This window comes from Vogesella sp. AC12 (assembly GCF_024437575.1).
In the GTDB taxonomy this organism is placed as follows: Bacteria; Pseudomonadota; Gammaproteobacteria; order Burkholderiales; family Chromobacteriaceae; genus Vogesella; species Vogesella indigofera.
This window is the reverse complement of the sequence record NZ_JANFNU010000001.1, coordinates 345,671-364,698: the sequence shown is the minus strand read 5'-3', so window position 1 is coordinate 364,698 and position 19,028 is coordinate 345,671. Positions and strand designations below refer to the sequence as shown.

Here is a 19,028-nt window from a genome sequence, read left to right as displayed (position 1 = left end):
CCCGTTGGCCAGTCCGGCTTCAGCCGCCGCGCAAGCGTGCCAGCCGTGCCAGCAGCCATTGCCGGCTGGCAACCGTGGCCTGTCCCGGGCAGCGCACCCGGTAGGCGTTGCCGCTGAAGCTGCTGCGGCTGGCCGCCTGCTCGATGAAGTCTTCGGTGCGCTTGAGCGGCCGGCGGGCCTGCAGGTACTGGTACTTGTCGCGCAAATGGCGCGCCGCCGCCGTCGCGTCGTACCAGCCGCCATTGCGGTAAAACTCGCAGCCGCTGGCCGCCACCTCGGCCAGCAACAGGCTGACCTCCTGCTGCACCAGCGGCTGCGGCTGCGCCTGGCTCATCGCCGCCAGCCACGGCAGCAGTAGCCACCACCCGCGCCGCGTCACAGCTCTTTGTCCAGCGGCAGCAGCGACAGCAGCCGCACCGCCAGCCGCTGCCAGTCGCTGCGCGCCGGCTCGCGCCGGTATTCGACAAGCTCGCCGTTTTCCCGTGTCCGCCACACCAGTTGCGGCGCACCGCCCGCCGCTGGCGGCCGCAGCAGCAACTGGTAGGCGTTTTCCGGCTGCGCCATCGCCTCGAAGCGCGCGGCCACCTGCTGCGCCAGCTGCGGGCTGTCGATGATCAGGCCGATCTCGGTATTGAGGTGCATCGAGCGCTGGTCAAAATTCATCGACCCGACATAAAGCCGCTGCCGGTCGAATACGAACAGTTTGGCGTGCAGCGAATAATTGCCGTGCCGCGAGATGGCGTGGCTCTGGCCGCTACCCTTGCTATTGCCCAGCAGCGCGCGGATTTCGTGCAGCGCGACGCCATCCTGCAGCAAGGGCCGCCGGTAGTGCATGTAGCCGGAATGCGCCACCAGCACCGTGGTCGATTCCAGCGAGCTGGTCAGGATGCGGACCTGCACCTGGCGCTGGCGCAGCGCACTGAACAGTTGCATGCCCTCGTGGCCGGGGATCAGGTACGGGGTCACCATCAGCAGCTCGCGCTGCACCGCCAGCGTGGCGCCGGCCACCTGGCGCTGCATCAGCCGCCCCACCATCGCGCCACTGAGCACCTTCTTCTTGTCCGGGCTGTCGTAGACCAGCTGCGCAGGCGCCCAGACCAGCGGCAAGCGCCCGCTCACCATCGCCGCGAACGGCTCGCCGCTGGCCAGCCGCGCCACATAGTCGACGCCCGCGGATTGCGACTGGCGGTGCTCCGCCTGCAGCTGGCCGCGGTGTTCCTGCAGCTCGGTGTGCGACGATCCGCCGCCGGCCAGCGCCTCTACCGGGATAGCCAGCGCGCTGTTCCAGAACTCGTCGAAGCTGGCCGACAGCGGCCGCACGATGGGGCCGCCGGCAAACACGTCGTCGTCGGCAAACTGTGATTCGGGATCGATCTGGAAGTACTGGTCGCCGATATTGCGCCCGCCCAGCAGCGCCGCGGCGTTGTCGACCACCAGCAGCTTGTTGTGCATGCGGTAGTCTAGCCGCGCCGCGTTGAACATGAACTCGACCGCCTTCAGCGCCAGCGAGTGGCCACGGTAGGCGAACGGATTGAAGATGCGCACCTCGATCATCGGGTGCGCGGCCAGCTTGATGATCTGCTCGTCGCCGGCCTCGGTTTCGCCATCGTCGAGCAGCACCCGCACCCGTACGCCACGGTCGGCAGCGCGCAGCACGGCACCGGTCAGCAGGCGGCCGGTGTCGTCACCACGGAAGATGAAGTACTGCAGGTCGAGCGCCCGTTCCGCGGCGTTGATCATCTGCATGCGCAGCAGGAAACCATCGGCGCCGACCGGGATGATGCGAAAGCCGGACTGACCGTCGTGGCCGCGCGCCAGCGCGGCAAACTGCCGCCCCAGCTGCGTCGTTTCCGGTGCAGCCAGCGCCACCGACGGCGTTTTGGCGTAGTCGGCCCCCGGCGGCAGCGACGCGCAGCCGGCCAGCAGCAACGCCACCGCCAGCAGCCAGTGCCGGCACAGCCGGCCAATTGCGGGTGAATACTCCATGCTGCTGCCTCCGGTTGCCGGGCAAACGGCCACGGCGCAGGTCCGGGCCGGCACCGGGCGTGCGGCCAACCTTGGCACGCCGGTGTCTCCATCAACATTAGCCGTTCATGGCCAAAACGCACGCTGCGGCCAACCCTGGCTCAGTCCAGCGGCCGGTACAGCAGCAGCAACAGCGCCGCCAGCAGCAAGCCGGACAGCAGTGGCCCCGCCAGCCGCCGCCAGCGCGGCACCCCGTGCCGTGGGCCGTCGGTCAGCAGCAGCACATCCCAAAAGCGGCTGGTGACGCCGTAACACACGGTCGGCGCGCTGCCGAGATGATGACGGGCGTGCCGGCACTTCAGCCGATACAGCGCACCGTGGTCGCGGCGCAGGTGATGCAGCGCGTGATGGGTCAGCGCATAGCCGACATAGCCCAGCAGCACGCCCAGCGTCAGCGCACTGGCACGACGCAGGTCGCCCAGCCACCACACCGGCAGGAACACCAATAATGCAAACAGCAAGCCGCTGAGCAGCGTCGGGGTATAGATCAGCGCCGCCGGCCGCCGGTGATGCTCGGCATGCCAGCGCGAGAACGGGGCGATACCGTGCAGCACAAAGCGGTGCGACGCATACTCCAGCGCGCTCCATACCAGCAGGCCGGCGATCACCAGCACCGTGCTGTCCAGCCGGTGGCCACCGCTGCCGCTCAGCAGCAGAAACAGCAGCAGCGCGCCAATCGCCACGCCGTACAGCGCAAAATCGATACGGTAGGCCGCTTTTTCGTGTTCCAGGACAAACAGCTTCATGGCAGGGCGCTCCGTGGCTGGATGCCCGGCGGCAGTCGCACGGGCAATAAGGCATGCTAGCCAGCACCGCGGCGGCGGTCGGTACGCCATCGTACACAGCCATGCTTGCGGCCAACCTTGCGTCATCAGGCCCTAGGGCGCGGGCGTCCAGTTCACCTGCAGCAGGTGCGGCTGGCCGTCATCCTGCAGCAACACCTCGTCGCCGGCCTGCGGCACGCCATCCAGCGTGATGCCCGCCACCGCCGCGCGCTGCACCTCGATCCGGTACGGGGTGTCGTGATAGCGGTACGTCAGGGTATAGCCCGGCCACGCCGGCGGCAGGCACGGCACGATGCGCAGCCGGGCGCCGTGCAGCGTCAGCCCCAGCACCGATTCCAGTATCAGCCGGTACATCCAGCCGGCAGAGCCGGTATACCAGCTCCAGCCGCCACGGCCGGTGTGCGGCGCCATCGCGTACACGTCCGCCGCCATCACATACGGTTCCACCTTGTAGCGCTGCACCTCCGCCGCGTTGCGGCTGTGCTGCAGCGGGTTGATCATCGACAGCAGCGCCCACGTCCGCTGCTGATCGCCCTGCGCGGCAAACGCCATCACCGCCCAGATCGCGCCGTGGGTGTACTGGCCGCCGTTCTCGCGCACGCCCGGCACATAGCCGCGGATATAGCCCGGATACAGGCTGGAGTGGTCGAACGGCGGATCGAGCAGCTGCACCAGCGCCGCCTCCGGCCGCACCAGCTGGCGGTAGACCTCGTCCATCGCCTGCCGGCCGCGCACGGCATCGGCCACGCCGGACAGCACCGCCCAGCTCTGCGAGATGGAATCGATGCGGCACTCCTCGTTGCTGGCCGAGCCCAGCGGCGTGCCATCGTCAAAGTAGGCGCGGCGATACCAGGCGCCGTCCCAGCCGTGCGTCGCCAGGCTGGCGGCCAGTTGCGCGCGCTGTGCCTCGCACTCGTCGGCAAAGGTGGCGTCGCCCTGCCCGCGCGCCAGCGGCGCAAACTGGCGCAGCACCTCGCACAGGAAAAAGCCGAGCCACACGCTCTCGCCCCGGCCCTGCACCCCGACGCGATCCATGCCGTCGTTCCAGTCGCCGGAGCCGATCAGCGGCAGGCCGTGCGCGCCCAGGCGCCAGCCGTGGCGGATCGCCAGCACACAGTGCCGGTACAGGCTGGCCGCCTCCACCCCGCCGCCGGGCAGATCGTAGTAGGAGTCCTCTTCCGCCGTCAGCGGCCGCCCTTCCAGGAACAGCACCGATTCGCCCAGCAGCGCTGCATCGCCGGTCACCGCGACATAGCGGCACACCGCCAGCGGCAGCCACAGGTAGTCGTCCGAGCAGCGGGTGCGCACGCCGCGCCCCAGCGGCGGATGCCACCAGTGCTGCACGTCGCCCTCGCGGAACTGGCGGCTGGCGCACAGCAGCAGGTGCGCACGCACCCGCGCCGGCGCCGCGTACACCAGTGCCATCATGTCCTGCAGCTGGTCACGGAATCCGAAGGCGCCGCCGGACTGGTAGTAGCCACTGCGCGCCCACACCCGGCACGCCAGCGTCTGGTACAGCAGCCAGCCATTGGCCAGCACGTTCAGCGAGGCATCCGGCGTCTGCACCTGCAGCACGCCCAGCGTCTGCAGCCAGTGGCCGCGCACCGCATCCAGCGCCAGCCTGGCGGCGTCACTGCCGCGATAGCGCTGCACCAGTGCCGCCGCCTCCTCGCTGCTGCGGCCAACCCCCAGGCGGAAGATCACCTCGCGCCCCTCGTCCGCCTGCAGCGTCAGCTGCAGCTGCATCGCCGCGCACGGATCCAGCCCGGCGCCGACCTTGCCGGACAGCGTGCTGCGCTGCAGCGCCGCCGGGTGGCGCAGGCAGCCGTTGCGGCCGAGGAATTCGCCGCGGTCGGCGGTGAGCTTGCGCGTGCTGTCGTCGACATCGAAAAACGCCACCAGCGCGGCAAACTCGCTGTTGTAGACATTGCGCGCGTACAGCGCCCCGCTTTGCGGCGCGATCTCGGTGGCAACATGCAGCGCCGACTTGGCGCGCAAATCGCCCAGCACCCACTCCACGTAGCCGGTCACCGACAGCCGCCGCGCACGGCCGGAGACATTGCGCAGCTTCAGCACCGAGAACTTCACCGCCGCGTCGCTGGCGACATACACCCACAGCGCCGATTCGATGCCGTCCGTCACCGTCTCGAACACGCTGTAGCCAAAGCCGTGGCGGATGACGTAGGGCAAGGGCGTGCACGCCGGCAGCGGCGTCGGCGACCAGAAGTGGCCGCTTTCCTCGTCGCGCAGGTAGATCGCCTCGCCGCTGGCGTCGCTGACCGGATCGTTATGCCACGGCGACAGCCGGTATTCGTGGGCATTGCCGTACCAGGTGTAACCGGCGCCGCTTTCCGACAGCACGGTGCCGAACTGCTCGTTGGCCAGCACGTTGGCCCACGGCGCGGGCGTGCTCTGCCCGGCGCGCAGCCGGATCACGTACTCGCGGCCATCGGCACTGAAACCGCCGAGGCCGTTGTCCAGCAGCAGTTCGCGCGGCGGCGGCTCCGGACTGGCCGGCAGCACCGGACGGTAGCGCTGCGCCGGCAACAGCGGCGCCGGCAGCGGCAGCCGCGCCGGAATCTGCTCCAGCTGCTCGGCCAGCGTGCCGCGGCTGTCGCTGAGCACCACCCGCGCCACGGCCTGCAGCAGGATGCGGTCTTCGGCGGAGATATGCTCGGCCGAGCGCACGAAAATGCCGCCGGGACGGTCGATCACGCTGGCCTCGACCCCGGCGGCGATCAGCCCGAGGATCTGCTCCTGCAATTGCTGGCGATAGCCGGCGTGGTCTTCGTTCCAGATCACCAGATCCACCGGCAGCCCTTTCAGCCGCCAGTAGCTGTGGGCCTGCACCAGCTGCCGCACCAGCGCAATGTTGGCTGCATCGGCAATCTGCAACAGCACGATGGGCAGATCGCCGGAAATGGCGTAGCCCCACAGCCCGGACTGGCTGCGACGGTTGCTGGCCAGGATCGCCGGGCTGGCGCGCAGCGCGCCATGGGCGTACAGGATGGCGCCGGCCAGCCGCCCGTACAGCTGCGCCTCGGTCTCGCTGGCATTGAGCTGGCGCAGCATCACCTGATTGTGCGTCCACGCCAGGTCGAACACGCGGTCGGCCAGATGCCGGTCCTGGTATTTGTCGATCAGCGCCTCGGCCGCGCTGCGGCTGTCGGCCATGCCGGTGACCAGATCGACGGTAACCGCCTGCTGCGGCGCCAGTACCAGGCGACCGCGGATGGCCACGATCGGGTCCAGCACCGCGCCGTCGCTGCCGGACAGCGGCGCGGTGCCGTGCAGCGCCGCCGGCGACACCGTGCTGCGGCCGCGGCCGATAAAGCGCAGGCGGTCGGTTTCGTAGGACATTTCCGCCGCCACGCCGTGCACCTGCATCAGGTGCAGCAGGTACGGCACCGCCTCGTCCTGCGCGCGCGGCCGGCGCGTGCACAGTATCGCGTGGCGCGCGGCGAGGATCTCGCTCTGCACGAACAGCTTGCTGAACGCCGGATGCAGCGCGTCGGCGACCGGCGGCGCGATCACCACCTCGGCGTAGCTGGTGATGTCCAGCTCGCGCGGCTGTGCCGAGCGGTTGGTGATGCGCAGGCGGCGCAGCTCGATATCGTCTTCCGGCGACACCACAATCTCGGTATAGGTTTCGAAGTGGCCCTCGTTGGCGCCCAGCGTGTCGTGGCGGCGGTATTCGGCGCGGCCTTCGGAAAAGATCGCCTCGAACTGCTCCGGCTGCTTCAGCGTCGGCTGGAAGCCGCCGGACCAGAACACGCCGCTGGCCAGATCGCGGATGTAGCAGAAGCTGCCCCAGTTGTCGCAGGTGGGGTCCTCGTTCCAGCGGCTGACCGCCAGCCCTTTCCAGCGGCTGTAACCGCCGCCGGCCTGGGTCAGCATCACGTGGTAGCGGCCGTTGGACAGCAGCTGCACCGCCGGCGCCGGGGTCTGCGGCGAGGTGAAGTGCCGCGTCGGGGTCTGCGCCGGCTCCGCCACCGCCACCGCGTCGAAACGGCGGACGTGGTGGGCAAATAGCGCCGTGGCCTTCGGCACCCGTTCCTGCAGCAGCAGCAGACTGGACTGCAGCAGCGGATCGGCGACAAAGCGGCGCTGCATCGGCTGTGCCAGCAGCCAGTGCGCCAGCGCCAGCAGGCTCATGCCCTGATGGTGGGCCATGAACGAGCGCACCACCGTGCGCGTCTGGCCGCGCAGCTGGCGCAGCGGGGTGTAGTCCACCGCCTCGAAAAAGCCGTCGCGGCCAAGCACGCCTTCTGCGGCCAACCTTTGCAGGTTGCTGCAGGCCGCCTCCGGCGCCACCATCAGCGCCATCACCGCGGCGTACGGTGCGATCACCAGATCGTCGGCCAGGCCGCGCTTCAGCCCCAGCCCGGGCACGCCGAAGGCGTGATACTGGTAATTGCGCTGCGGATCGACCGCGTTATAGCCGGATTCGGACACCCCCCATGGCACGCCGCGTTGTGCGCCGTACTGGATTTGCCGCGCCACGGCGCCCTTGCAGGTCTGGTCCAGCAGGGTGTGCTCGTAGCTGGGCATCACCAGCAGCGGCATCAGGTATTCGAACATCGAGCCGCTCCACGACAGCAGCACCGGCTCGCCGCTGCTGCCGGTCAGCAGCCGCCCCAGCGCAAACCAGCTGTCCTGTGGCAACTGCCCCTGGGCGATGGCGACGAAACTGCTCAGCCGCGCCTCGGAGGCGAGCAGGTCATAAAAGCCGGCATCGCTGCGCCCGTCGCTGACGTTGTAGCCGATGCTGAGCAGCTTGCGGGTGGGGTCGAACAGAAAGTCGTAATCCATCTGCGCCAGTTCCCCGGCCAGCTGCGCCAGCTGGTTGGCCTGCTGCAGCTGTAGCGCGGCGCGCTGCCGGCCGGTGACCAGCGCCTGCTGCAGCTCGGCCAGCCAGTTGCGCTGGACCGGGGTGGCCGCCTCCGGCAGGCGGATGTCCTGTTGCGGTGTCGCCAGTTGCTGCAGCGTGCTGGCGGTGGATGGCAGCTCCACCTCGTCCAGCCCGGGTGGCGGCGACGGCAGTGCCAGCCACGGCGCCAGCCACAGCAGCTGGTCGTGTGCCTGCTGGCATTGCTGCTGCAGCGCCAGCGCCCAGTCGTGCGCCTCGTTGCCGGCGTCGATATCGCTGCCGCTGCCCAGCTCGCGCGCCGCCAGCGCCACCAGCTCGTCGGCCTCCCCCTGCAGGTGTTGCAGCCGCTGCTGCAGGGCGCCCAGCGGGGTGTTGGCGGTCAGGGGGCGATCATCCAGCGCCTGGTACAGCTGGCCGGCCCGTGCCGCACTGGCGCCGCTACCGCTGCCGGCCAGCAGCAGCAAGGTGTCGCCGAGGCCGTCCAGCAGCCGTGGCGACAGCAGCGGTGCATCCGCCAGCGCCAGCAGCCCGGCGCGCAGTACCAGCAGATGCGCCGCCAGATTGCCGCTATCGACGCTGGACACGTACAAGGGCGGCAAGGGCTGCAGCGTCTGCGTGTCGTACCAGTTGTAAAAATGGCCGCGATGGCGCGCCAGCCGGAGCATGCTGCGCAGGGTGTTGTCGCTGCGCTCCAGCAGCACGCTGGTGGGGATGTAGCCAAAGTCATGCGCCGCCAGGTTGGCCAGCAGCGCCAGGCCGATATTGGTCGGCGAGGTGCGGTGCGCGATGGCGTCGGCCCGCGACGCCTGCACATTGTCCGGCGGCAGCCAGTGATCGGCGGCGGTGACGTAGCGCGCAAAAAACGCCCAGGTCCGCCGCGACAGCTGGCGCAGGAAGCGGGTCTGCTCGGCCGTCAGCTGCGGCGGCTGCGTCGACAACGGCCGGCTCAGCCACCACGCCAGCAGCGGTGCGGCCAACCATAGCAGCAGCAAGGGCAGCGCCACCGGCAGCACCGCCGGGTTCAGCCGCAGCAACAGCGCCGCCACCAGCAGCGCGCTGCCCGGTGCCTGCCACATGCTGCGATAGCTGGCCGCAAGGCTGCTGCGGTCGCGCGTCGCCAGCAGGCGCTCGACCTCGCTGGACGGATTCCATTCCAGCAACCGCCGCCGCGACACCAGTACCCGCCACAGGGTGCGCGTGGCGGCACCCAGGCTGTAGGCGGCCTCGAACGGCAGGCAGGCCAGCTCGAATGCCACCTGCTGCATGTGGCGCAGCGCGACGCGTACCACCGCCTGCAGATGCTGGCGCAGCAGCACATCCTGCGGCTTGCGGAACAGGTCCAGGATCGCGGCGCTGAGCGAGGTCACCAGCATCACGCCGATTACCGACAGCGTCCACAGCCCGGCCGCCGGCAGCAGCAGCCAGCCGAACAGCAGCAGCAACATCAGCCCGCCCGGGGTCAGGCTGCGGCGCAGGTTGTCCAGCAGCTTCCACTGCGACAGCACCGACAGCGGGTTGGCCTGGCAGGGCCGCCCCTTGCCGCTGCAGCTCGCCTGCGTCGCGTCCGGCACCTTGCGCCGCAACCACGACACCAGCTGCCAGTCGCCGCGGATCCAGCGGTAGCGGCGGCTGACATCGGCGCTGTAGCGCGCCGGGTAGTCCTCGTACAGCTGCACATCGCTGAGCAGGCCGGCGCGCAGGTAGCAGCCTTCCAGCAGGTCGTGGCTCAGCACCCGGTTTTCCGGAAAGCGGCCGTCCAGCGCCAGCGCGAACATGTCCACGTCGTAGATGCCCTTGCCGATGAAGGAACCTTCGCCGAACACGTCCTGGTACACATCCGACACCGCGCGGGTGTAGGGATCGATGCCGGTATCGCCGCCGTACAGCCGCGCATAGCGCGAGCGGTTGGTGCTGGGCAGGCTCACCGCCACCCGCGGCTGCAGGATGCCGTAACCGGCCACCACGCAGCGCTTGCGCGCGTCGTAGTGCGGCTGGTTGAGCGGGTGCGCCATCGCCGCGACAAACTGCTGCGCCGCGTCGCGCGGCAGCTGGGTATCGGTGTCCAGCGTGATCACATACTTGACGCTGTTCAGCACCTGGCGCACACCTTCCACCAGCGCAAAACCGCTGTCGGCCACCGATGCCGCGCTGCTGCGCAGCAGGGTGTTCAGGTCCGCCAGCTTGCCGCGCTTGCGCTCGTAGCCCATCCACACCCCGGCCTCGGCATTCCAGCGCCGCGGACGGTGAAACAGGAAGAACAGCTCGCCCGCCTCGCCCTCGCCCTCGGTCGCGGTGGCGGTGGCGGTGGCGGTGGCGGTGGCGGTTGCGTAGCGGTGGTTGAGGGCGACGATGCCGGCCTGCGCCCGGGCGATCAGCGCGGCATCGCCAGGCAGCACTTCCGATACGGCATCGCACAGATCGGTGAGCAGGCCAAAGTGCAGATGTGCGCTGCGGTTGGCAAGAAAGCGCACCTCCAGCCCTTCCAGCAGGCTGTCGACGCCGGCGTCGTTGCTGAGCATGGTCGGGATCACCACCAGCGTGCGCGCCGTCGGTGGCAGGCCGTGGCTGAAATCCATGCGCGGCAGCAGGTGCGGCGTCACCGTCAGCGTCGCCAGCCAGTTCATCAGCGTGACCGCCAGCTGGCTGGTGGACAGGGTCGCCAGCAGCCCCAGCAACAGCAGCGGCCACAGGCCGAGGCCGCTGGCCTGGGCCTGCCACAGCAGTAGGCCGCTGAACAGCGCGGTCAGCAGCGCGATGCCGCCCAGGAACAGCGGCAGCGCGTGGCGGAAGCCGGCGTGGCACACTGCGGCCAACAGGGAAAAGCGCACCGCGGCCGCCCGTTCCAGCTGCGGCAGCCCGTTGCCGATCAGGTAATAGCCGACATGGCTGCTCGGCTCGCTCAGCCGCCGCCCCAGATCCTCGACCGCGACGCCGCGTGCCAGCGTCACCACCAGTTGCGCCACCGCCACTTCGCTCAGCGCACTGCGTTTGGCGATGGCCTCGACCGCGTGGCGATATCGGTCGCGGGTGGCGAAGTCCATCAGCCCGTACACGCCATACGGGTCCTGCTGCAGCACCTGCTCCACCGCGCTCATGCTCTCGACAAAGTCGCGCCAGTTCAGCGCCCCCAGCGCGCGCAGGCTGCCGATGCTGTTGCTGATCGTCACCTGGTCGGCCGCCTGCTGCTGGTTTTCCGACTGCACCAGCTGCTCGATGGTGAAGCCGGATTCACTCAGCCGCTGCGCGATCCAGGTCAGCGGCAGCGCCAGCGCCGGGCCGCGCCCCTGCAGCCGGCGTGCCAGTTCGGCGACAAAGGTGCTGATCATCGGCGGATTGGAACGCGCCATGTCGGCGACCACCAGGATCAGGCTTTTCGGGTCCTTTTCCGCCGCCTCGCGCATCTGGTCGGCCCAGGAATCGGCCAGATTGCGCGCCGACCAGCCGGCGGCAATGCGCACCGCGACACGGCGCAGGTTCTCGATCACCGCCAGGCGCAGCATGATCGGGATCGCCCACAGCTCGCCCAGCTGCAGCGGCGTCACGCCCTGATAGGCGGCGACAAAGCGGCGCAGGCTGTCGCCATCGACACGGCTGTCGCTGTGGGTGACGATTTCCAGCGCGATGTCGTAGACACGGGGGTGGCAGCTGGCGGCGGCGTTGCCGGCGGCCAGACACGGCAGCTCGCGGCTATAGCCTTTGGGCAGATGGCGGCGCGCGGTGCGGATCTGTTCTTCGATCAGGTAGAAGTTGTCGAGCAGCCATTCCGCCGCCGGCGAGATGCGATGCCGTGCCGAGACGGTAATGGTCAGCAGCTTGCAGACTTCGAGCAGGGTTTCCTCGTTGGCGGCCAACCTTGCCAGCAGCGGATCCGGCGTGCGCACGGCGGCCAGCTGGTGCGTTGCCGCCAGCTGCCGGCCGTACTGCGCCATCTGCTCGGCACTGAACAGCTCGGCGCGCAGCGGCGCCTCGTCCTCCAGCGGAAACTCCGGCATGCCATGGCGCTGCAGCGTCCAGCGCCAGCCGGCCAGAGGCGTCAGCAGCCGGCGCCAGGCAGCAAGATCAGGCAGCCATTGTCGGAACGAAGTGCGCATGAGAAATACCTGCCGGCCCTCGGCAAGCGGCACCGGGACAGGCGAAAGACAGCAGCAGCGGACTGGCGGCGGGCCGCACCATGTCGCAGCCCCTACTCCAGAACCATAGCAGCGCGTGCCGGGATCGGTGCCGGCAGTCGCGGCATGGCCGCGAAAAATCCGCGGCCGCCCGGCCCATCGCGCCGCAAGCGTGTCGCCAGTATGCGCAAGCCTACCGCCGCGCTCCGTTCCGCAGCACACATAGGCAAAATGCTTAAGCTGGCGTTCTGACCCAGCGAGGTGATGTCAATGGCAAGGCGGCTTGCCGCAGCGGCGACGCGGGCCACAAACGTTGGCCGCAAGCACCGACGCCACCTCGGAATCAAACATTTGTTTCAGCGCCTGTGCCACGCGCCGCCAAACTGACTATCATGAACACCCCCACCGCAAGGAGCGACCATGATCACGCTGCACCACCTGGAAAACTCGCGCTCGCAGCGCATCCTGTGGCTACTGGAAGAGCTGCAGCTGCCGTACCAGATCAAGCGCTACCAGCGCAACGCCACTACCCTGCTGGCGCCGCCGGAGCTGAAAGCGGTGCACCCGCTGGGCAAGTCGCCGGTGATCAGCGATGGCGACATCACCGTCGCCGAATCCGGCGCCATCATCGAATACCTGCTGGCGCGCTACGGCAACGGCCAGCTGCAGCCGCCCGCCGACAGCGAGGCGGCTCGGCAGTACCGCTACTGGCTGCACTACGCCGAAGGCTCGGCGATGCCGCCGCTGCTGATGCACCTGGTGTTCAGCCGCCTGTCGCTGCCGCCGATGCCGTGGCTGCTGCGGCCGCTCGCCGGCGCCATCGCCAAGGGGGTGCAGAAAAGCTACCTCGGGCCGCAGATCCGCCAGCACGTGGCGTTCATGGAAGCGGCGCTGGCCGAGAGCGGCTGGTTCGCCGGCGACACCTTCAGCGCCGCCGACATCCAGATGAGCTTCCCGCTGGAGGCGGCACAAGCACGCGGCTTTATCGATGCGCGGCAACCGCGGCTGCTGGCCTGGCTGCAGGCGATCCACGCCCGTCCGGCCTACCAGCGCGCGCTGGCACAAGGCGGGCCGTACAGCCTGCTGCGCTAGCACGGCGGCAACGGCGGGCGCGGCGCCGAGCTGCCGGCACCATGAAAAAAGGCTGCCCGATGGGCAGCCTTTTTGGTGACAACGCGCGGCAATCAGTCGCGGAAGTTGTTGAATTGCAGCGGAAAATCGGTCACTTCCTTGCGCAGCAGCGCCATCACCGCCTGCAGGTCGTCGCGCTTGGCGCCGGTCACGCGCACCGCTTCGCCCTGGATGCTGGCCTGCACCTTGAGCTTGGCATCCTTGATCAGCTTGACGATCTTTTTCGCCAGCTCGGTCTCGATGCCTTCCTTGACGGTCACGGTCTGGGTGGCCTTGTTACCGCCGACCTGCTTCACGTCGCCGTACTCCAGGCAGCGCACGTCGATGCCGCGCTTGGCCAGCTTGCCCAGCAGGATGTCCATGATCTGCTGGATCTGGAATTCGGCGTCACCGTGCAGGGTAATCACTTTTTCCTTCAGCTCCAGGCTGGCGCTGGTGCCCTTGAAATCGTAGCGGGTCGCCACTTCCTTGCTGGTCTGGTCGACCGCGTTGCGAACTTCAACGGTATCCACTTCGGAAACGGTATCAAATGACGGCATCACATCTTCCTTATCAAAATTGCCGCTTATTCTAGCGCCGCGCCCGGCAATTGTCAGCGCAGCAACGCCAGCAGCCGCTCGCCCTGGTACAGGCCGCAGCCCAGCAGCGCGCCATTGCCCAGCACCGTCGCCCAGAACCAGCGGCGGAAGGCCGGCTTGGTCGACTTGTGGCGGAACCAGTATTGCGCCAGCATTGCGCCCGGCCAGCCGCCGAGCAGCGCCAGCCAGTGCAGCGTGCGCTCCGGCGTGCGCCAGCGGTTGCGCAGCGCCGCCGCCTTGTCGCGGTGGTAGACCAGCACCGTCAGCACGCTGATCACCGCGTACAGCATCAGCACGTCGCGCGGCAGCAGGCCGCGCACGTACAGCGCGCACAGTACGATCACGAACAGCACCGCCAGCCACGGCCGCGGCGTGTTGTCCGGCAGCGCCCGCGCCGTCACCGCCTGCTGCGGCACACCGGCGAACGCGGCCCAACTGGCGCGCGGCTTGCCCTTGTCGTCCCGCGCGCGCAGGAAATACACCGCGTCCCCCACCGCCGGCCGTCGTGGCGTGGCGGCAAAGGCGCTGACGTGCACAAACAGCGCCGCGCCCTGCTCCGGCTGGATGAAGCCGAAACCGCGCTCGTCCTGCCAGCGGCTGATGACGCCCTTTTCCTGTCGCGCGCCGCCGCTCATTTCATCACCAGGAATTCAACCAGGATGTTCTTGAACACGAAGCCCATCACGCCAAAGCCCAGCACCACGAACAGCGCGATCATGCCGGTCTTGCCGGCGCCGGATTTCTTGCCCAGATCCCAGATGATGAAGCCCATGAAAATGATCAGGCCGGTGAGCAGGATGCCCATCGACCAGTTGGTGAATTCTTCTTCGCTCATGCTGTCCCCTGCATACGGATCGGTAAGGTTGGCCGCAGATTATAAAAGCGGCAATAAAAAACCGCACCCGAAGAGGTGCGGTTTCATGAGCCAGATCAGTCCGGCTTACTTGTTCATGCGGCCGGCAATGCGCATGCGCAGTGCGTTCAGCTTGATGAAGCCGCCGGCGTCGGCCTGGTTGTAGGCACCGCCGTCGTCGTCGAAGGTCGCGATGTTCATGTCGAACAGCGAGTTGGTCTTCGAGTCGCGGCTGACCACGATCACGTTGCCCTTGTACAGCTTCAGACGCACCCAGCCGTTGACGCTCTGCTGGGTGTAGTCGATCAGGGTCTGCAGCGCCTTGCGCTCCGGTGCCCACCAGTAGCCGTTATAGATCATGCTGGCGTAGCGTGGCATCAGGTCGTCCTTCAGGTGTGCCACTTCGCGGTCCAGGGTGATCGACTCGATGGCGCGGTGCGCCTTGAGGATGATGGTGCCGCCCGGGGTTTCGTAGCAGCCGCGCGACTTCATGCCGACGTAGCGGTTTTCCACCAGATCAAGACGGCCGATACCGTGCTTGCCGCCCAGCTCGTTCAGCTTGGCCAGCACTTCGTGGGCCTTCAGGCGCACGCCGTTCAGCGCCACGATGTCGCCGCGCTCGAATTCGACGTCCAGGTATTCCGGTGCATCCGGTGCCGCTTCCGGCGACACGCTCCAGCGCCACATCGATTCCTCGGCTTCGGCCGACGGGTTTTCCAGGTGACGGCCTTCGAAGGAGATGTGTAGCAGGTTGGCATCCATCGAGTATGGCGCGCCACCGTTCTTGTGCTTCATGTCGACCGGAATGCCGTTCTTCTCGGCATAGGCCAGCAGTTTTTCGCGGGATAGCAGGTCCCACTCGCGCCACGGCGCGATCACTTTCACGTCCGGCTTCAGGCCGTAGTAGCCCAACTCAAAACGCACCTGGTCGTTACCCTTGCCGGTCGCGCCGTGCGATACCGCGTCGGCACCGGTCAGGTTGGCGATCTCGATCTGGCGCTTGGCGATCAGCGGACGGGCGATGGAGGTACCCAGCAGGTACTCGCCTTCGTACACGGTGTTGGCACGGAACATCGGGAACACGAAGTCACGCACGAATTCTTCGCGCAGGTCGTCGATGAAGATGTTTTCCGGCTTGATGCCGAACTGCAGCGCCTTCTGGCGTGCCGGTTCCAGTTCTTCGCCCTGGCCCAGGTCGGCGGTGAAGGTCACCACTTCGCACTGGTAGGTGTCTTGCAGCCACTTCAGGATCACCGAAGTATCGAGGCCGCCGGAATAGGCAAGTACGACTTTGTTGATATCAGACATCGTTTTCTCTTTCAGATACGCTTGGGTTGCCGCCGGATCAGTCGTCAATACGACCCAGCATCAAGTATTCAATCAGGGCTTTTTGTGCGTGCATGCGGTTTTCTGCCTCGTCCCATACTACGCTTTGCGGGCCGTCAATGACAGCGGCAGCCACCTCTTCGCCGCGGTGCGCCGGCAGGCAGTGCATGAACAGCGCGTCAGGGTTGGCCGCAGCCATCAGCTCGCTGGTGACCATGAAACCGTCAAATGCCTGGCGGCGCGCCTCGGCCTCGCCCTCGTAGCCCATGCTGGTGAACACGTCGGTGGTCACCAGATCGGCGCCGCGCGCGGCGGCCAGCGGGTCGTGCGACGCCGCGAAGCAGTCCGCGCCGTAGTCCTGGCCGTCCAGCACCGTCAGCTCGTAACCAACCGGAGTGGCGATCTGCAGCTTGAAGCCTAGCAGCTTGGCCGCCTGCAGCCAGGTGCGGCTCATGTTGTTGCCATCGCCGATCCAGGCCACGGTTTTGCCGCGGATGTCACCACGGTGTTCAATATAGGTCAGGATGTCGGCCAGAATCTGGCACGGATGGTATTCGTTGGTCAGGCCGTTAATCACCGGCACGCGCGAGTTGGCGGCCAGCGTTTCCACCATGTTCTGCTCGAAGGTGCGGATCATGATGATGTCGCTCATGCGCGACAGCACGCGCGCGGTGTCTTCCACCGGTTCGCCGCGACCGATCTGCGAGCTCTTGCCGTCGAGGAACATGGCGTGGCCGCCCAGCTGCGACATGCCGGCCTCGAACGACACGCGGGTGCGCGTGGAATTCTTCTCGAAAATCATGGTCATGACCTTGCCCAGCAGCGGACGGTACAGCTCGCCAGAGACATGTCGTCGCTTCAGAACCTGTGCTCGGTGGAAGATGTGCTGGCACTCTTCGGCTGTCAGGTCACTGAATTGTAAAAAATGTCTGGTTTTGGTCATGTTGAATTCCGGAAAAAATGAATGCCACGGCAGCGTGAAAACGTGGCGTTTTCATGCGCAGTGGCACATTACTACACGCAAACTGGCGTTGCCTGGCTCGGATTGTCGCAATATCTGCCCATGTCCATTTCATGTTTTACAGAATTGCGACATGGTTATATGTATCCGAAATCCAATCTGGTGACAAGTCTGTGTGGCATTTACGCGCCAGCGTTCGCACGCATTTTTTCAAAAAAACCTATATGAATCAGACGGCTAGACAATTTCCGGTGTTTAGCATAATCAACACGACAGCGCCGGCGCTCATTCTCGCGCCGCTGCACTAGCCTGCCCCGGCAATGCTGCCAGTTCCGCCGCCGTCAGCACCCGCACCCGGTACTCGCCACCCTCCTCGTCCAGACCATGCATCTCGATGCGCTTCTGCGTTTTCAACAGCCGCGCCAGATAGGCGATGATGCCATCGTCGATCACCTGCCCCGGCACCAGCACCGGAATGCCCGGCGGATAGGGCACGATCTGGTCGCAACAGACGCGACCGGTCAGCTGCGGATTGGCCCGTCCCTCGTCGTCGAACAGCGGCAGACGTTCACCTGTTTCGTAGAAGGCATCGCGCGGCAGACAGGCCAGGCGGGTAAAACCGGGGATCTCCGGCATCCGCCCCAACAGTCGCGGCGGGCGCTGCTCCTTGGCCAGTCGCAGCAGCGCATCGAACAGCCGCGACACCTTGCTGCGCGTGGTGCCCACCGTCAGCAACAGGGTGATGGTATTGAACGTGGACTTCTCGAACTGGATATTGAAGCGTTCGAACAGCGCGCGCTGCAACTCGTCGGCACTGTAGCCGGCTTGCGAGATGTCCACCGTCAGCTTGGTCGGGTCCAGCCGGATGCCGTCACCGCATACGCTCTGTGGCAGCAGGTCTTCCAGCTCCAGCACGCGGAAGGCGCCGGTGGAGTTGATCTTCTGCCGCAACTCCTGCGCCAGCTTCAGCGCGCGATCGAGCAGGCGGAAGCCCTCGGTCACCGCCTGCTTGCGCGCCACGTCGAGGCTGGCGATCAGGTTGTACTGCGGGCTGGTGGAGGCGTGCATATTGAAGTTTTCGCGGAACAGGTGCTCGTCGAAAGCCGGGTCGTTGACGTGGATCATGCTCGCCTGCGAGAACGCCGACAGCACCTTGTGCGTGCTTTGCGTGACATAGTCGGCGCCGGATTCCAGCGCTGTTGGCCGCAGCGCGTGGTGAAACCGGGCGTGACCGTACCAGGCCTCGTCAACGACCACCTTGATGCCGGCGGCGTGGGCGGCGGCGATGATGGGCGGCAGGTCGTAGCGCAGGCCGTCGTAGGTGCAGGAAGTCAGGATCAGCACCCGCGCGTCAGGGTTGGCCGCAATGGCGTCGAAGATCACCGTCTTGGGCACCGGCCCGAAGATGCCGTAGTGGCGGTTGACCGAGGAGTCGAGATACAGCGGCAGCGCACCGGACAGGATCACGCCGTGGTGCACCGATTTGTGACAGTTGCGGTCCAGCAGCAGCTTGTCGCCCGGCGCCAGCAGCGTCTGGAAGATCACCTTGTTGGAGGTGGAGGTGCCGTTGGTGGCGAAATAGGTCTTGCGCGCGCCAAACGCCTTTGCGGCCAACGTTTGCGCGTCGGCGATCACCCCGGTCGGGTGCAGCAGCGAATCCAGCATCGGCACCGATACCGACAGGTCGGCGCGCAGCATTTCCTCACCGACGAAATCGTAGAAATCGCCCACCCACGGGCTGTTCTTGAACGAATCGCCGCCGGAGTGACCGGGGGTATGCCACGAGTCCTTGGCCATGCTGACGTACAGCTTGAGGCGGTCGTAGAACGGCGTCGCCGACTTCTCCGCCAGCTCGGCGGCGAGGATGCGGAACCAGCCGTGAAAATCCTGCTCGTCGCGGTAGAAATAACCGTCAACCGCATGGCTGGCCAGCGTCTCCATCAGCACCTTCTCGTCGTCGTCCTGCAGCAGGATGTACAGCGACAACTCCGGCCGCAGCGCGGAAATCTGGTTGGCCAGCTCCACCGCCGGCTGCGTCAGCCCCTGCTCCTTCATGCCCTTGTCCAGCAGCACGAACTGCAGCTCGCCGTCGTGCGCCACCTGCGCCAGCGCGTCGCTGCTGCAGGCGACGCTGGCGAAGCACAGGCCCAGCGGATTGTGCAGTCTGGCGGCGGCGGCGTTCAGCCCCGCCAGCACGCTGGCCTGCCAGCGTGCGTCGTTGCTGACGATCAAGACCCGGCTTACTGGTGTCATGGTTTTCTCCTGCGGCGCCGGCCGTGTTCCCAGTCTAGCCGCCCCGATGACAGGCTGCTAAGCGGCATGCAGCGGCGATGCCAGATGCCCGTGCCGGCGACGCGGCAAAGCAGGCGGGCGGCCAATCCGCTACAATG

General features: G+C 67.1%; 11 protein-coding genes. 1 reads left to right on the top strand and 10 read right to left on the bottom strand.

What is annotated here, in order from left to right:
• Positions 1 to 19: 19 nt before the first annotated feature.
• The 4 genes from NOM55_RS01850 to NOM55_RS01835 all read right to left on the bottom strand — a co-directional run bounded on the left by NOM55_RS01850 (position 20) and on the right by NOM55_RS01835 (position 11,771).
• Positions 20 to 379: a DUF5329 domain-containing protein gene (locus NOM55_RS01850; RefSeq protein WP_255907252.1), complete on the bottom strand. Its 360-nt coding sequence runs from the start codon at positions 377 to 379 to the stop codon at positions 20 to 22.
• Complete coding sequence (locus NOM55_RS01845; protein WP_255907251.1) at positions 376 to 1,986, bottom strand: phospholipase D family protein; 1,611 nt, start codon at positions 1,984 to 1,986, stop codon at positions 376 to 378. Before NOM55_RS01845 ends, NOM55_RS01850 begins: the two co-directional genes overlap by 4 nt.
• A 140-nt stretch (positions 1,987 to 2,126) precedes the next feature.
• Positions 2,127 to 2,771, bottom strand: coding sequence for a sterol desaturase family protein (locus NOM55_RS01840; protein WP_255907250.1), 645 nt, complete (start codon positions 2,769 to 2,771; stop codon positions 2,127 to 2,129).
• 132 nt (positions 2,772 to 2,903) lie between these two features.
• Complete coding sequence (locus tag NOM55_RS01835; RefSeq protein WP_255907249.1) at positions 2,904 to 11,771, bottom strand: GH36-type glycosyl hydrolase domain-containing protein; 8,868 nt, start codon at positions 11,769 to 11,771, stop codon at positions 2,904 to 2,906.
• Between the two features lie 438 nt (positions 11,772 to 12,209).
• Between NOM55_RS01835 and NOM55_RS01830 the strand changes: the two genes are divergently transcribed.
• On the top strand, positions 12,210 to 12,881 hold the full coding sequence (locus NOM55_RS01830; RefSeq protein WP_255907246.1) for a glutathione S-transferase family protein: 672 nt from the start codon (positions 12,210 to 12,212) through the stop codon (positions 12,879 to 12,881).
• A 92-nt stretch (positions 12,882 to 12,973) separates the two neighbouring features.
• On the opposite strand, the gene NOM55_RS01825 is transcribed toward NOM55_RS01830, so the two are convergent.
• From NOM55_RS01825 to NOM55_RS01800, 6 genes are all read right to left on the bottom strand, one after another.
• Positions 12,974 to 13,459, bottom strand: coding sequence for a YajQ family cyclic di-GMP-binding protein (locus NOM55_RS01825; protein WP_047967524.1), 486 nt, complete (start codon positions 13,457 to 13,459; stop codon positions 12,974 to 12,976).
• A gap of 53 nt (positions 13,460 to 13,512) precedes the next feature.
• Positions 13,513 to 14,133 (bottom strand): DUF1294 domain-containing protein, encoded by a 621-nt coding sequence (locus NOM55_RS01820; protein WP_047967523.1) that lies wholly within the window; start codon positions 14,131 to 14,133, stop codon positions 13,513 to 13,515.
• Positions 14,130 to 14,333 carry a DUF2788 domain-containing protein gene (locus NOM55_RS01815; protein ID WP_120810039.1) on the bottom strand — a complete coding sequence of 68 codons (204 nt, stop codon included), beginning with the start codon at positions 14,331 to 14,333 and terminating at the stop codon, positions 14,130 to 14,132. The genes NOM55_RS01820 and NOM55_RS01815 overlap by 4 nt, the downstream gene beginning before the upstream one ends.
• Positions 14,334 to 14,438: 105 nt before the next feature.
• Complete coding sequence (locus NOM55_RS01810; RefSeq protein ID WP_047966258.1) at positions 14,439 to 15,659, bottom strand: argininosuccinate synthase; 1,221 nt, start codon at positions 15,657 to 15,659, stop codon at positions 14,439 to 14,441.
• Between the two features lie 37 nt (positions 15,660 to 15,696).
• Entirely contained in the window at positions 15,697 to 16,620 is a 924-nt protein-coding gene (gene argF, locus NOM55_RS01805) for an ornithine carbamoyltransferase (RefSeq protein WP_255907245.1), read from the bottom strand.
• A gap of 303 nt (positions 16,621 to 16,923) precedes the next feature.
• Positions 16,924 to 18,891, bottom strand: a complete 1,968-nt coding sequence (locus NOM55_RS01800; RefSeq protein ID WP_255907244.1) for an aminotransferase class I/II-fold pyridoxal phosphate-dependent enzyme — start codon at positions 18,889 to 18,891, stop codon at positions 16,924 to 16,926.
• Between the last annotated feature and the right edge of the window lie 137 nt (positions 18,892 to 19,028).

What these genes read in the sequence shown, in the direction of transcription:
- NOM55_RS01845 (WP_255907251.1), bottom strand. Translation starts at nt 1,986, where the DNA reads ATGGAGTATTCACCCGCAATTGGCCGGCTGTGCCGGCACTGGCTGCTG.
- NOM55_RS01840 (WP_255907250.1), bottom strand. Translation starts at nt 2,771, where the DNA reads ATGAAGCTGTTTGTCCTGGAACACGAAAAAGCGGCCTACCGTATCGAT.
- NOM55_RS01835 (WP_255907249.1), bottom strand. Translation starts at nt 11,771, where the DNA reads ATGCGCACTTCGTTCCGACAATGGCTGCCTGATCTTGCTGCCTGGCGC.
- NOM55_RS01830 (WP_255907246.1), top strand. Translation starts at nt 12,210, where the DNA reads ATGATCACGCTGCACCACCTGGAAAACTCGCGCTCGCAGCGCATCCTG.
- NOM55_RS01825 (WP_047967524.1), bottom strand. Translation starts at nt 13,459, where the DNA reads ATGCCGTCATTTGATACCGTTTCCGAAGTGGATACCGTTGAAGTTCGC.
- NOM55_RS01820 (WP_047967523.1), bottom strand. Translation starts at nt 14,133, where the DNA reads ATGAGCGGCGGCGCGCGACAGGAAAAGGGCGTCATCAGCCGCTGGCAG.
- NOM55_RS01815 (WP_120810039.1), bottom strand. Translation starts at nt 14,333, where the DNA reads ATGAGCGAAGAAGAATTCACCAACTGGTCGATGGGCATCCTGCTCACC.
- NOM55_RS01810 (WP_047966258.1), bottom strand. Translation starts at nt 15,659, where the DNA reads ATGTCTGATATCAACAAAGTCGTACTTGCCTATTCCGGCGGCCTCGAT.
- argF (WP_255907245.1), bottom strand. Translation starts at nt 16,620, where the DNA reads ATGACCAAAACCAGACATTTTTTACAATTCAGTGACCTGACAGCCGAA.
- NOM55_RS01800 (WP_255907244.1), bottom strand. Translation starts at nt 18,891, where the DNA reads ATGACACCAGTAAGCCGGGTCTTGATCGTCAGCAACGACGCACGCTGG.